10 protein-coding genes are annotated in these 14078 nt (G+C 64.1%); 8 read left to right on the plus strand and 2 right to left on the minus strand.

What is annotated here, in order from left to right; genetic code table 11:
• Nucleotides 1–252 precede the first annotated feature (252 nt).
• The 5 genes from IDH44_RS00155 to IDH44_RS00175 all read left to right on the plus strand — a co-directional run bounded on the left by IDH44_RS00155 (nucleotide 253) and on the right by IDH44_RS00175 (nucleotide 6820).
• Entirely contained in the window at nucleotides 253–1197 is a 945-nt protein-coding gene (locus tag IDH44_RS00155) for an ABC transporter permease (protein WP_223869233.1), read from the plus strand.
• 13 nt (nucleotides 1198–1210) lie between these two features.
• A complete protein-coding gene (locus IDH44_RS00160; RefSeq protein ID WP_317890079.1) occupies nucleotides 1211–2086 on the plus strand; it encodes a carbohydrate ABC transporter permease in 876 nt (291 codons plus the stop codon).
• A gap of 68 nt (nucleotides 2087–2154) precedes the next feature.
• The gene (locus tag IDH44_RS00165; protein ID WP_190913546.1) at nucleotides 2155–3720 is read left to right on the plus strand and encodes an extracellular solute-binding protein; all 1566 of its coding nucleotides are present in this window, start codon (nucleotides 2155–2157) and stop codon (nucleotides 3718–3720) included.
• A gap of 154 nt (nucleotides 3721–3874) precedes the next feature.
• A complete protein-coding gene (locus IDH44_RS00170) occupies nucleotides 3875–5656 on the plus strand; it encodes a cache domain-containing sensor histidine kinase (protein WP_190913547.1) in 1782 nt (593 codons plus the stop codon).
• An 18-nt stretch (nucleotides 5657–5674) separates the two neighbouring features.
• Nucleotides 5675–6820, plus strand: coding sequence for a response regulator (locus tag IDH44_RS00175; protein WP_190913548.1), 1146 nt, complete (start codon nucleotides 5675–5677; stop codon nucleotides 6818–6820).
• 421 nt (nucleotides 6821–7241) lie between these two features.
• Here IDH44_RS00175 and IDH44_RS00180 read toward each other — a convergent pair whose 3' ends face one another.
• Complete coding sequence (locus tag IDH44_RS00180) at nucleotides 7242–8633, minus strand: ADP-ribosylglycohydrolase family protein (RefSeq protein ID WP_190913549.1); 1392 nt, start codon at nucleotides 8631–8633, stop codon at nucleotides 7242–7244.
• A 99-nt stretch (nucleotides 8634–8732) separates the two neighbouring features.
• A complete protein-coding gene (locus IDH44_RS00185) occupies nucleotides 8733–9614 on the minus strand; it encodes an AraC family transcriptional regulator (RefSeq protein ID WP_190913550.1) in 882 nt (293 codons plus the stop codon).
• Between the two features lie 418 nt (nucleotides 9615–10032).
• On the opposite strand from IDH44_RS00185, the gene IDH44_RS00190 reads away from it, so the two are divergent.
• Genes IDH44_RS00190 through vanT form a run of 3 tightly spaced genes read left to right on the plus strand, consistent with a single transcriptional unit; the run spans nucleotide 10033 to nucleotide 14037 of the window.
• Entirely contained in the window at nucleotides 10033–11109 is a 1077-nt protein-coding gene (locus IDH44_RS00190) for a D-alanine--D-alanine ligase family protein (RefSeq protein WP_190913551.1), read from the plus strand.
• Nucleotides 11100–11861: a D-alanyl-D-alanine carboxypeptidase family protein gene (locus IDH44_RS00195; protein ID WP_190913552.1), complete on the plus strand. Its 762-nt coding sequence runs from the start codon at nucleotides 11100–11102 to the stop codon at nucleotides 11859–11861. The genes IDH44_RS00190 and IDH44_RS00195 overlap by 10 nt, the downstream gene beginning before the upstream one ends.
• Complete coding sequence (gene vanT / locus IDH44_RS00200; RefSeq protein ID WP_190913554.1) at nucleotides 11854–14037, plus strand: serine racemase VanT catalytic subunit; 2184 nt, start codon at nucleotides 11854–11856, stop codon at nucleotides 14035–14037. The genes IDH44_RS00195 and vanT overlap by 8 nt, the downstream gene beginning before the upstream one ends.
• The last annotated feature ends 41 nt before the right edge of the window (nucleotides 14038–14078 follow it).

Genomic DNA, 14078 nt, shown 5'->3' on the forward strand with positions numbered 1-14078 from the left:
TGTCCGCAAGAGCGGTCCTCGTCGTTTCGCCTTCTGCCCGGAACGAAACGTGCTCGTCCGCAAGAGTCGTCCACGTCGTTTCGCCTTCTGCCCGGAACGAAACGTGCTCGTCCGCAAGAGTCGTCCTCGTCGTTTCGCCTTATTCCATCCGATTAGACAAGAAATCCTCGTTCCGCCCGATTGTTCCGAGCTCGTAGAGCGCTTACACTAAGTCATAGCACGTGCTGACTTCACATGAAAGGGGGCGATCCGATGCGGGGTGCGCTACACGCAGCCCGGTCCGGACGGGCCCGCTCCGACTGGCTTCGACACATTTGCAATAATCCAGGGCTATACGCCATGCTTGTCCCGGGCATCCTTTATTTCGTGCTCTTTCGCTATGCCCCGCTGCTGGGCAGTGTCATTGCATTTCAGGATTACAACATTTTTAGCGGCATGACCGGCAGCGAGTGGGTAGGCTTCAAGTGGTTCGAGCGCATGTTCGATTACCCCAACTTCAAGCGCCTGCTCGTCAATACGCTGGTCATCAGCTTCTACCAGCTGATCTTTGCTTTCCCGGCGCCGATCGTGCTCGCCTGCATGCTCAACGAGCTGCGGCGCTCCCGTGTGAAACGCTGGATTCAGACGATTTTGTACATGCCGCATTTTCTTTCGTGGACGATTATTTTTGCACTGGTATACGCGCTGTTCTCCTCCGAGTCAGGTCTGGTGAACCACTACATCGCCGCGCTTGGAGGCGATCGGATCTCGTTTTTGCAAGATCCCGGCTACTTCCGCCCGATCGTCGTGTCCAGCGGGATGTGGAAGGAGATGGGCTGGGGGACGATCATCTTTCTCGCCGCTCTGGCCGGCATCAATCCGTCGCTGTACGAGGCGGCCACTGTGGACGGCGCCGGGCGCTGGAAGCAGTTCCTCCACGTGACGGTTCCGGGCCTGATTCCGGCGACGATGATCCTGCTGCTGCTCAAGATCGGGCATATTCTCGACATCGGCTTCGAGCAGATCTACGTGTTCTTGACGCCGGCGACGTACTCCGTCGGCGATGTCATCGATACGTACGCCTATCGGGCCGGCCTGCTCAACGGCCAGTACAGCTTTTCCACGGCTATCGGGCTGTTCAAGTCCATCGTCGGCTTTTTGATGCTGGTGCTCGCCAATCGGCTGAGCAAATCGACCACCGGCGAAGGCTTATACTAAAGGAGGGCGAAGCGTGCATACTCGAACCCTCGGCGAACGCGGCTTCGACGCGCTTAACATCGCGCTGCTGTTCGCGGCCAGCCTGCTGATTATTTTGCCGTTCGTGCATTTGCTGGCGTCCTCCTTCAGCTCGCGGGAGGCGCTCATTCACAACCTGGTCACCTTCTGGCCGGTCGACTGGACGACGGACAATTACCAGCTTGTCTGGCGCAATCAAGTGTTTTGGAACGCGTTTCGCATTTCGGTGCTCGTCACCGTCGTCGGCACGCTGATCAACATGTATCTGACCCTGCTCACTGCGTACCCGCTGTCCAGGCGGATACTGAAGGGCAAGAAGGCGGTGCTGCTCGGCATCGTATTCACGATGATCTTCTCGGCGCCGCTGATACCGTCCTACCTGGTCATCAAGAGCGCCGGCCTGATGAACACGCTTTGGGCGATCATGCTGCCCAATGCGATCGCCGCCTTCAACCTGATTCTGTGCATCTCGTTTTTTCGCGGCTTGCCGGAGGAGCTGGCCGAGGCGGCCAAGGTGGACGGCATGAGCGACTACCGGATCTTGTGGCGCATCTTCATGCCGCTCTCGATGCCGATCGTCATGACACTGACGCTCTTCTACGCGGTCGGCCACTGGAACAATTACATGGGACCGCTCTTCTTCATCACCGATCCGGCGATCAAGCCGCTGCAGCTCTATCTGTTCAGCCTGCTCAGCCAGTTCAATACGCAGGATTCGCTGCTGAACATGCCGGAGTCGATCAGCAACTACTCGCCGCTCGGGATTCAGATGGCGACCGTCGGCGTGGCGACGCTGCCGGTCATGCTGATCTATCCGTTCATTCAGCGACATTTTATCCGCGGCGCGCTGCTCGGCTCGATCAAGGAGTAGAGCGGGCGCCCGGCATTCCAGCTCGAATCGATCAACTCGAACACGATGACTCAAGGGGGTAACTGCAAATGAAATCGTTCAAAGCTGCTGCGCAGGGCGCGCTGGCTGTAACCATAGTGGCTTCCTTGCTGGCCGGCTGCGCCGGCAAGGAAGAGGCCGCGCCTGCCAATGATGTGCAATCCGACTCGAGCGCAACCGACGACACGACGGAGCCCGTCACGCTCAAGGCCTATATGACCGACGTCAATCAGCCGATTCCGCCGGGCGATACGATGGACATTCCGACCCTGGCCTATCTGGCGGAAAAGACCAATACCAAGCTTGACGTGACCTTCCTGGCGCACGGCAAATACAATGAGCAGCTGCGCTTGAAGATGGCGGCGGGCGAATACCCCGATTTTTACTGGACGGGGGGCTTCGCCAACGAAGAGACGCTGGCCAACGGCATGCTGCTGCCGCTCAATGATCTGATCGACGAATACGGGCCGAACTTGAAAAAAACGATTCCGCAAACGGCATGGGACGCGGTCACCCTGAAGGGACAAATCATGGCCATCCCCCGCTTCCCCGGCGGCGGCACCGATACGGATCGCCTGATCTACATGCGCAAGGACTATCTCGACAAGGTCGGGGCAGACATCCCGACGACCTCGGACGAGTTCCTGGACGTGCTGCGCAAGCTGCGGGACGGCGATCCCGACGGCAATGGCAAGGACGACACGATTCCGTTCAGCGGCCGTCAGAGCTTCGGCTGGATGGAGAACCTGTTCGGCATGTGGGGCATCGATCCGTCCGCCAGCACGATCTACAACGACGAGGTCATTCCGAGCTATCTGCATCCGAACATGAAGCAGGCGCTCGCCTTTTTGCGAACAATGTACGAGGAGAAGCTGCTCGACCCCGAGTTCCTCTCCAATACGGGTAGCATCTGGACGCAAAAGCTGAATTCGGGTCAGGTCGCCTCCTACAATCACACGGTGGAGCAAGTAGGCGACTTCCAAAAAGCGATTCAGGATGCCAATCCGGATGTCCCGGTCGACATCGTGGCCATTCCGACGCCGCGAGGCAGTGGATACGAGGGGCCGCTCGGCAATCGCAAAAATCCAATCGGCGTGTCGATGGTCGTCATGAAGACGTCCGAGCACCCGGAAGCGGTGATCAAGCTGCTCGATTGGATCGCCTCCGAGGAAGGCCAGATCTTCGTCGATCTCGGCATGGAGGGCGATACGTACACCAAGAACGGGGAAGCTTACGTCTACGATGCGGACGCCGATCAAGACACGTCCCATCTTCGTCTTGTGTTCGCCGTCACGCCGCTTTATTATAATGAGAAAACGATTCCCGCGCGCTACGCGCCGGAAGCGATCGCGCGGATCGACCAAGCGTATGCGGTCGCCCGGAACGAGGGCCTGCCCACTCCGACGATCGGCATGCCTCAGCCCGCAGCGTTGTCGGAGAATCCGGAGCTGAGCTGGTACTCCAGCAGCCTGATTCAAGAGGCCATGACCAAGATCGTGTACGGCGAGCTGCCGGTCGACTACTTCGACACCTTCGTCGAGACGATCCGGCAGCAGGGCGGCGACCAGTTGATTCGGGAGATGACCGACTGGTACAACGAGAACAAAAAAGGATAAGCGCCGCTCGGACGATTTCCGAGACGACGCATTTGGCAACGGGCTCGCGTTGCCTGATATAAGGCGCCTCCGCTCGCATTTTCGCGCGCGGGAGCGTCTTTGCTCCCTTTTCTATTGCGCGTATAATCCAGTCTGTCCGAAAGCGGGGAACAGCATGAGAACGTTGCCATTCATCCGGAATTCGATTCGCCGCAAGCTGGTGCTGCTGTTCGTCACGGTCATGGCGCTGCTGATCTCGACGGTTGGCATCGCGCAGTATGGGCTGACCTCCTCCATGCTGCGCGACGATTTGGAGACGTACAGCCTGCAGACGCTGGAGCAGGCCAATCTGAACATTCAGCGCTATTTCAAGGAGTACGAGCAGGCCTTTCTGTTTGTCGAGGGCAGCGAGGAATTTTTGACGTGGACCCGGCAGCGGGAGCGCTTCACCTCGACGTATCTGCGCCTCTCCAAGCTGATCGACCGCAATTCCGTGCAGCCGTTCATCATGCAGCATCCGGAGGTGCTGTCGCTCTCCATGCTTAATCCCTACGGCAACGAGCTACGCTATACGACGTCGGCCCCCTTCCGACTGGACTATTCGCTGCGCGAGCGAATGACGCGCATGCCGATGCCGGGGGGGCGGATCCAGTCGGCCGTGGTGCATCGCTCCGACGATTACGACGGCGCGGCGCCGGTGGTGCTGTCGCTGACGCATCAATGGAATCACTACGGCAGCAACTCGTATATCGTCATGGACATTGCAGTGACGCCGCTGCTGCGGATTCTGCAGCGCATGGACGAGGCGACGGACGGCGCGCAATATATTGTGGACGGCCAGGGGCGAATCGTGGTCCATGCCCAGGAGGAGCGAATTTTTGAGGCGGTCTCGCCGCAGTTGGGCGCGCAGATCGCCCAAGCGGATTCCGATGCGTTTTTGGATCGGGCATCCAATCGATTCGTCGTCTTCGCGGCTATCCCCGACACGCAGGGATGGACATCGGTGATCGAGCTGCCGTACGATCAGGCGGCCCGGACGATCTATCTGGTGCGCGACTTCACGGTCTCCGTTACCGTCCTCGGCATCGGAGTCACGGTATTGCTGCTGTTCGTGTTCAGCTCGTCGATTACCGGTCGGATCGTCAAGCTCAAGAAGCAGCTGCTGCAGACCAAGCTCGGCCGCATCGAGCCGGGGCCGGAGCTGGGCGGCGTCGATGAGATCGCGCAGCTCGGACATGCGTTCAACAGCATGCTACGTCGTCTGGACGCCTCCGTCGACGAGCTGGCCGATGCCCGGGCGCGCGAGCAGACGGCGTTGTTCACGGCCGTGCAGTCGCAGATTCATTCGCATTTTTTGTACAATTCGCTGGAGACGATCAATGCGATGGCCGGCATCGCCGGGATGCGGACGATCGAGCAGGCCGTGCTGTCCCTGTCGGCGATGATCCGCTATTCCTCACGCATCCGCGAGGTCGCGGTGCCGCTGCGCGACGAGCTGGAGCATACCCGGCATTACCTGTACATGACCGGCATCCGCTTCGAGCGCATCAGCTATACGTACCGGGTCGATCCCGAGGCGCTGGAGGTGCGGTGTCCCAAGCTGATCCTGCAGCCGGTGCTCGAAAATGCATGCAAGCACAACGTCGAGACCGCCGGGCGCAGTCTGCATCTCGACTTGTCCGTGCGCGCCCGCTTCGGCCGCTACGTCCACATTCGCATTCGCGACGACGGCGCCGGCATGCCGGATGCCGTGCTGCACCGGCTGCGCGGCAGTCTCGCTTCGGCCAGCCTCGAGCTGCCGGCGGGGGACAGCGGCATCGGGCTGGCCAACGTCGCCTACCGTCTCAGTCAATTCTATGCGCAGCGCGGATGCGGAGGAGCCCGCATCGGCGTGTATCACAACCGCGAGGGAACCGGTATCACCGTAGCCATCGTCGTGCCGATGATCCCCGCATGAACAAGGAGGGAACTGCCCATGTACTTCTGCTTGGTCGTGGATGACGAGCTGTGGATTCGTCAAGGCATGGTCAATCGGGTGAACCGCTGCGAAGGATTCCGTGCGATCCGCACCGAGGCCAACGGCCGCGACGCCTTGACGTGGCTGGAAGGGCGCGGCCACAGCGCAGATATTCTGGTGAGCGATGTGCGCATGCCGCATATGGACGGGCTGGAGCTGATCGGCCAGGTCAAGCGCCGCTTCCCCGGGATGCGCGCCATCGTGATCTCCAGCTACGACGACTTCGAGTATGCCAAGCAGGGCATCGCGCTGGGCGCCGTCGACTATATCGTCAAGCCGGTCAATCCGGACGATCTGGAGCGGGCGCTGCACGCCGCCGCCGAGCAGCTGGAGACGATGCGGCGGCACGAGGCGCGCTCGATCCTGCTGCGGGCGTACAGCCAGCCGAGCACGCAGGAACTGATGCGGCAGTGGCGGGAGCGTCCCGCTCGCGCCGAGCGGGACGCTCTGCCGCTGCTGGTCGTCGATACGCTGGCCGTGCTGGAGCGTTGGGCGGGCGACCGGCGGGACCTGCTGTCCCCGCTGGCGGAGGCGTGGATTGCCGGCATCGCCGAGACGAGAGGCGGGGCGGATGTGTTCGATTGGATGAAGGGAGCGCTGGCGCGGTCGCCCGTGCCGCTTGTGGAGGATCTGGAGCTGTACCGCAGGTTGTCCGGCGTGTATCGGCTCGAGCTGGCGCTGAGCTGGTTCGGCAGCCGGCATACGGCGGGAGGGAGCGCGGCCGGGACGAAGACGGTGATCGACGTCAAGCGCTATATCGAGCGGCATTATGCGCGCAAGCTCAGCCTGCAGGTCATCGCCGATGCAGTCAATGTCAGCAAGCCGCATCTGTCGCAGGTCTTTCGCCAGCACACGGGGATGACGATCTGGAGCTGGCTGATCGAGGTGCGGATGCGCAGGGCGAAGGAGCTGCTGCTCGCCTCCGACATGCGGCAGGCCGAGATCGCAGAGGCCGTCGGCTACGCGGACGGCGCGCATTTCGCCAAGGTATTCAAGGCGTATTACGGGATGAATGCGACCGAGCTGAAAAGCCGCTATTACGGCGAGCTGCTGGCACTGGAGCCGGGTCCGGGCGGAGAAGGCCCCGCCGCCGAACGGGATTAGCGGCTCATCGGGCGGAGCGGGGACGCGGGCGGCCGGGGGCCGAATCGGCGCACGCAGGTGCCGGGCAGCCGTCGGCGAAAGCGGCACACGGGCAGAGGGCGGGGCAGCCGTCGGCGAAGCGGCACACGAGCAGAGGCCGGGGGAGCCGTCGGCGAAGCGGCACACGAGCAGAGGCCGGGGCGGCCGTCGGCGAATCGGCACACGAGCAGAGGCCGGGGCGGCCGTCGGCGAATCGGCACACGGGCAGGTGCCGGGCAGCCGTCGGCGAAAGCGGCACACGGGCAGAGGGCGGGGCAGCCGTCGGCGAAGCGGACGACAGCCGCCCCGGCGCGGCGCCTTGCCAGGGAGGATCGGGCGCCGACAGCAGGCCGAGGCGCCGGCGCCCGGAGACGGATGCGCTCGCGCCGGTCCCGGCGGCCGCTTAGCCGCGGGCGGCTGTGCGAAGCTTGCGGAAGACGGCGTGGCTCCGGTCGGCGCATGCCGAGATGGCGATCGGATGAAAGTCGGTGACCTCGGCGTAGAGCGTGTCTTGCAGCGGCTCGATCCACTTGGCGGGAAGGCGCTCGGCGCCGAGCATGGCGCCCATGATCGAGCCGACGGTCGCGCCGTTGCAGTCGGTATCCCAGCCGCCCAGCACGGAGGTCGCGATCGCCAGCTCGAAGTCGCCCCGGGCGAAGATGAGCGAGGCTGCGACCAGTGCGGCATTGTTGTTTGTATGCACCGGGTTGTAGTGCTTGAACGCTTCCCAGATGCGGTCGACCAGTTCGACCTGATCGGACGCGCTGCGGGCAATGTCGAGCGCCTGGCGGATGTCATGCGCCAAGCGGCAATTGCGCGGGATCTCGCTCAGGCCGATCTCCACGATGCGCTCCGGGTCCGACTCCACGAAGGCTGCCGCGATCATCGCCGCGACGAACATCTCGCCGTAGATGCCGTTCTTCACATGCGAGAAGGAGGCGTCCCGCCAGGCCAGGTCGGCCGCCAGCTCGGGGTTGCCGGCCGCGCCGTAGGCCAGCCCGTCCGCCCGAATCTGGGCGCCGATCCATTCGCGATACGGGTTCAGATGCGTGCGCACCCACTGCTGCCGCTCTGCCCAGTCGGCGGGACGCTCTGCGCGTTGATGCGAGGTCGCGTGGGCGAAGTTCAGATAGGCCTGGGTCTCGGCGGTGCAGACTTGACGATAAGTGAGATGACTGTGCCACAGCTTGCCGACGTCGTAGGAATCGAAGTCCAGCCCCTTCTCCTCCAGCAGGATCAGTCCCAGCACGGTATAGCGGATGTCGTCATCAGTCTCCATGAAGCGGATCTGCTCGCGCGTGCTCTTGCTGCTGGCCGTCGCGAGCGCCAGTCCGTGCGTCTGCGAGGCGCGCGATTCCTGCGGCACGTAGTCTGCGATCGGCCAGGCATCGGCCCCTTCATACCAGCTCTTCACGTTGCGCCAGCCGCTCGCATCTGCAGTGCCGCCCATGTAGGCAGGCGCTTCCAGCGGCTTGCCGAGCGCGCAGCCGGCGCAGCGTCCGAGCCAAGCGCCGTAGAATTTGTCCCGCCACTGCGCTTCGCTCAGCCCGTCGGCCAACTGCCGGGGGCCTTCCGGCCGGAGCGCGCGAATCTCCGCCAGCTCGGACGGCTCCTCGTACGGATAATCGGCGCGAATCGGCAGCGCCGACAGTTCTTCGTAGATCGCCATGAGCTGCCCTTGGTCGCTCCCGGCCGCCGCGACGCGCGCGGCGTACCCCTCGACGTCGCAGCCCTCCTCGCGCCGTTGTATGACTTCCTTTTCCATCAAGCTATCCAGCAATGTCCAGCCCGCCATTAGACGTTCCTCCCTATTCGTTATTCTATAATCGCGGTATCCTGCAAGCGGTCTTGCCTTTGTATGATACCGCTTTATTATAGGGGCGACGGGCGGCGTTCATCTACTCATCGGTTGCGCGTCCTTCTCAATTATTGCGCTCCAGTCGTTTTCGCGACGATAGTCCTGGGGCGACATGCCGGCCTCGGACTTGAACAGGCGATAAAAGGTTGCCACGCTCTGGAAGCCGCTCTCGAAGCAGACCTCCGCGGCGCTCTTGCGCGTGCTGAGCAGCAGCCGCTTGGCCTCGCGGAGCCGGAGCCGAAGCAGATAGTCCTTGAAGCTGCGCCCCATCTCCCGGGTGAAGAAGCGGCTCGCCTGCGAGCTGCTCATCCCCAGCGCGGCGGCGACATCGGCGAGCTCGAGCTGCTCGCGGTAGCGCTGATCGATCAGCGCGAGCGCCGGGCGGATGCGGCGGAACGAGGCAGTCAGGCGCTGCCATTCGCGCTGCGACCAGCCGGTGGCGTAATTGCGCAGCAGCAGCACGCACAGCTCGAGCAGCGCGCTCTTGGCCATGCTGCGGTAGCCTTCCTCGCGCGTCTCCAGCTCTCGGTGAATCGTGCGGACCAGCGCGGCGGCCGGAGCGGCCAGCTCGGACGCCGCGGGGATGCGATTGACGTAGCATTCCGGCCGATAAGCGAACGGCAGCAGCAGCGCCTCTTCCTCGGCGAGCAGCAGGCCCGGGTCGAAGTTGACGAAGATGTAGCAGCTCGGGTCGTGCGCGTCGGAACGGGCGATGTGCAGCTCCTGATTGTTGACGACGATGAGATCGCCGGGCGATACGGCATAGCGCTTGTCGCCGATCTGGAATTCCCCTTGGCCGGACGTGCAGAGGCCGATCTCCAGGCTGGTGTGCATATGCAGCGGCTTGGCGGACACGCTGGGCGTCCACTGGAACGCGTTGATCGGGATCGAATGATCGTAGGTAATCGTCAGCTTCATATCCGCCACCTCGCGGGTTGGTAGTGGGGATGTCCCCCTAGTCTGATTGCCCCCAGTGTAGCACAGTCGCCTGAGCGTGCGCCAGACGCATGGCGCGGTGGACCGGCAGGCCCGGAGCAAGCGGCAGTACGGAGTATGCAGCAGGCCATGGCGCATAGTAATCCGGGGCACGTTGTAGTCCGGAGCTTGCGGTAGCCCGTGCGCGCGGCAGCTTCGGAGCGCAAGCTAGTCGCTCATACCGGTCTTATCTTTCGCGGAACGAAGCTTACTCGGCCACAGAAAGACGGCCTCGCCGTTTCGCCTTGAACAAATTGTTAAGTTCGCATTAAGCATACCTAAGAAAAACTTCAGAAATTGCTAAGCCGGTTTTAAACGGCGCGCGGTATGATGTAGCGAACAAGAAAGGAGTTGGCTGCAAATGCCGCGTATCCGTGTGGCTGTATTATTCGGGGGGAGCTCGAACGAGTATGAGGTGTCGCTGCGTTCGGCGGCGTCGGTCATCGCCAATCTGGACCGTGACCGCTACGAGGTGACCCGCATCGGGATCACGCGCGAGGGGGCCTGGTACTGCTACGAGGGGGAGCACGAGGCAATCGAAGCGGATCGCTGGCAGGCCGATGCGCGCTGCTATCCCGTGCAGCTGCCGCTCGGCGTCCGCGAATCGGACAAGTACTTGCTCGTGGAGCGGTCCGGCACGACTGAGCCGCTCCCGGTGGACGTGGTCTTCCCGGTGCTGCATGGCCGGTACGGGGAGGACGGGACGCTCCAGGGTCTGCTGGAGCTGGCGGGCTTGCCGTACGTCGGCTGCGGGGTCGCGGCATCGGCGATGTGCATGGACAAGGCGGTCGCCCAGGCGACGGTCCGCGGGACCGGCATCCGTACGGCGCGCGCCGTCGAGGTCCGAGTCGACGAGGATCGCGAGACTGCGGCTGCCCGGGCGGGTGGTCTGACGTACCCGCTGTACGTCAAGCCGGTCCGTTCCGGGTCGTCCATCGGCATGACCATGGCGCGCGACCGTTCGGAGCTGCTGGAGGGTCTTGACCGCGCTTTTGACCATGATGACAAGGTGTTGATCGAGGAAGAGGTGGACGGCTTCGAGGTCGGCTGCGCCCTGCTGGGCGAGACGGAGCCCGAGCTGGGCGTGATCGACGAGGTGGAGCTGGCGCCGGGCGGTTTTTTCGACTATGAGGAGAAGTATTCGCTCCGCACGTCGGCGATTCGTCTGCCCGCGCGCCTGGATGCGGCCGTGGCGGACGAGGTGCGGCGCGCGGCGCGCCGGATCTATCGGGCGCTGGGCTGCCGCGGGCTGGCCCGGGTCGACCTGTTCGTCACGGCGGCGGGCGGGGTCGTATTCAACGAGGTGAACACGATGCCGGGGTTCACTGCGCACAGCCGCTATCCGAGGATGTGGGCGGCGGCGGGGGTGGCGTTCCCCGAGCTGCTGGACCGCATCGTGGCGGCGGCGCTCGCGAGGGAGCCGCAGCGATGCGAGTAGCGCCGCATACGCTGAGACTGGGACGGGAGGCGCTGCATCGCGGCCCGCTCATTCTCGTCAATCAGGCCCATCCGGTACGCGTGGCGGCGGATGGCCGGACGCTCGATGCGACGTGCCGCAGGCAATTGGACGCCTTGCTGGACGCCTGCGGCGGGGCGAACGGGCGGATCCGGCTCGTGAGCGGCTACCGCTCCCGGGAGGAGCAGACGCGCATCTACGACACCTCCGCAGCCGAGCACGGGCTGGCGTTCACGCAGCAATACGTGGCTAGGCCGGGCGAGAGCGAGCATCAGACGGGGCTGGCGGTCGATGTCGGGGAGGAGCGGCCGGACGTCGACTTCATCCGCCCCGATTTCCCGGACACGGGCGTGTGCGGGGCATTCCGGCGGCAGGCGGCCGCGTATGGATTCGTGCAGCGCTACCAGGCGGACAAGACGCCGATCACGCAGATCGCCTGCGAGCCGTGGCACTTCCGCTATGTCGGCGCGCCGCATGCGGCCATCATGGAGGCGCGCGGACTGTGCCTGGAGGAATACACGGCCTTCCTCGCCGGGTACGCCGCAGCCGATCCGTACGTGCATCTGCTCGAGGATGGGCGCGAGGCGCACCTCTACCATGTCCCTGCGGACGAGCGCGCCGGGGCAGACGGCGTGACTGTGGTGCCGGTGCTGGGCGGGGAGACGTGCGAGGTCTCGGGCAATAATGTGGACGGCTACGTCGTGACATGTCTGCGGGAGCGGCGCCGTGCTTAGGTATCCGCTGCTGGATCGGGCCAAGCTGGTCGCAGCTTTCCTGGTGATCGCGATTCACACTGGACCGCTGCAGTCCTACAGTTCGTACGGCGATTTTGTGGTGACGCGGATTGCCGCCCGGCTGGCGGTTCCGTTTTTCTTCGCGACGGCCGGATTTTTGCTGTACCGCAAGCTGTACGGGCTGGCGGAGGACGGCGTCGTCGTGCGGCGCTACGCTGGCCGCGTCCTCCTGCTGTATGCGGGCTCGACGCTGCTGTACCTGCCGCTCATGCTGTACGCCGGCTACTTGTCCGACATGCACGGCGTGCGGGACGTGCTGCGAGTGGCGGTCTTCGACGGCACCTTCTATCATCTGTGGTATTTGCCGGCGCTGGCCATCGGCGTTTTGCTCGTTTATGCGCTGTCCAGACGCCTCTCGGCTGCTTGGGCAGTGGGCATTGCGAGCGTGCTGTATCTGGCCGGCTTGCTCGGCGACAGCTACTACGGCCTGGCGGCTTCGGCGCCCGCCCTCGATGCGTTCTACGACAGCTTGTTCGGCCTTTTCACTTATACGCGCAACGGCCTCTTTTTTGCGCCGCTCTATCTGGCGCTCGGCCTCCTGGTCGCGGAGCAGACGCGGGCGCGGACCCGGCCGCCGGCCAGGGCGGTATGGATCGGCCTGGCGGTCTCTGTGGTGCTGATGAGCGTCGAAGCGATCCTGCTGCGGACCTGGGAGCTGCCGCGGCACGACAGCATGTACGTGTTTTTGGCGCCGGCGGTGTACTGTGGACTGTTGGCCTTGACGCGGAGGAGCTCGCGCGCGTCGGGCAAGCGCGGCATGCGCGATGTGAGCCTCTGGATCTATCTGCTCCATCCGCTCGTGATCGTGCTCGTGCGCGGGCTCGCCGAGCTGCTGGGCGCGGTGCCGTGGCTCGTGACCGACAGCATGCTGCACTATGTAGCGGTGGCCGCCGGCTCATGGACGATCAGCATACTGGCCGTCAGATGGTGGCCGGCGCAGGCGCGCAAGGGCCCGTCCGTCCCACGCAGCAGCCGGGCGTGGAAGGAGATCGATCTGGGGCGCCTGCGGCACAATCTGGCGGAGCTGCGGCGCGCCGTGCGAGGCGATTGCCAGGTGATGGCGGTGGTGAAGGCCGAGGCATACGGCCACGGCGGCGCGCTGGCGGCACGCTGGCTCCAGGGCGAGGGCGTGCGGGAGTATGCCGTCGCGTGCATGGACGAGGCGATCGCGCTGCGCAAGCAGGGCGTGCGAGGCGACATCCTCATCCTCGGAAGGACGAGCCCGGAGCGCTATCGGGAGCTGATCCGCTACCGCTTGCAGCAGACGGTCGTCGACGCCGAGGATGCGGTCGCCCTCAGCCGATACGGCCGCACGATCACGGTACAGGTCAAGCTCGACACCGGCATGCACCGGCTCGGCGAGTCGACGGATCGCTTCGAGCGGGTCCTGTCGATCTACCGGCTGCCGCATCTGCGCATCGCCGGGACCTACACGCATCTCGGCTCGTCCGATCGGCTGGAGCAGACGGACGAGGCGCTGGCCCGGGCGCAGGTCGGCCGCTTCGACGCGGTCGTGGCGCGGCTGCGCGGCTGCGGGATCGATCCGGGTCTGCTGCATGTGCAGAGCAGCTACGGCATCGTCAATTATCCGGAGCTCTCCTATGATCGGGTCCGGCCGGGCATCGCGCTCTATGGCGCGCTGTCGACCCGGGAGCCGGTGCGGCAGGCGCTCGATCTGCGGCCGGTGCTTGCCCTCAGGGCACGCGTCTCCACGGTGAGACAGGTCGCACGGGGCGAGCAGATCGGCTACGGCTCGGACTGCAGAGCGGCTGCGGATCGTCTCGTCGCGATCGTCTCGATCGGCTACGCGGACGGCGTGCCGCGCGTCTATGCGGACGGCGGGCGCGTGCTCGTGCGCGGGGCGTATGCGCCGATTGTCGGCCGCATCTGTATGGATCACTTGTCGGTCGACGTGACCGGACGCGAGGACATCCATCCCGGCGATCCGGTGACGCTGATCGGGAGGGACGGCGCGCACGCGATTACGGTAGAGGAGGTAGCCGAGCGCTGCGGCACGATTGCCAATGAGCTCCTCTCCCGGATCGGCAGACGCCTCGATTGTATGGTGCATCCCCCGGAGGTCCAAGACGGGGAGACGGAATTTATGGTATGCTGAAGGAAGAAGCGATTGCTCACACATTCCAAACATCCCGCGAA

It is taken from the genome of Paenibacillus sabuli, from assembly GCF_014705605.1.
Taxonomy (GTDB): domain Bacteria; phylum Bacillota; class Bacilli; order Paenibacillales; family Paenibacillaceae; genus Paenibacillus_D; species Paenibacillus_D sabuli.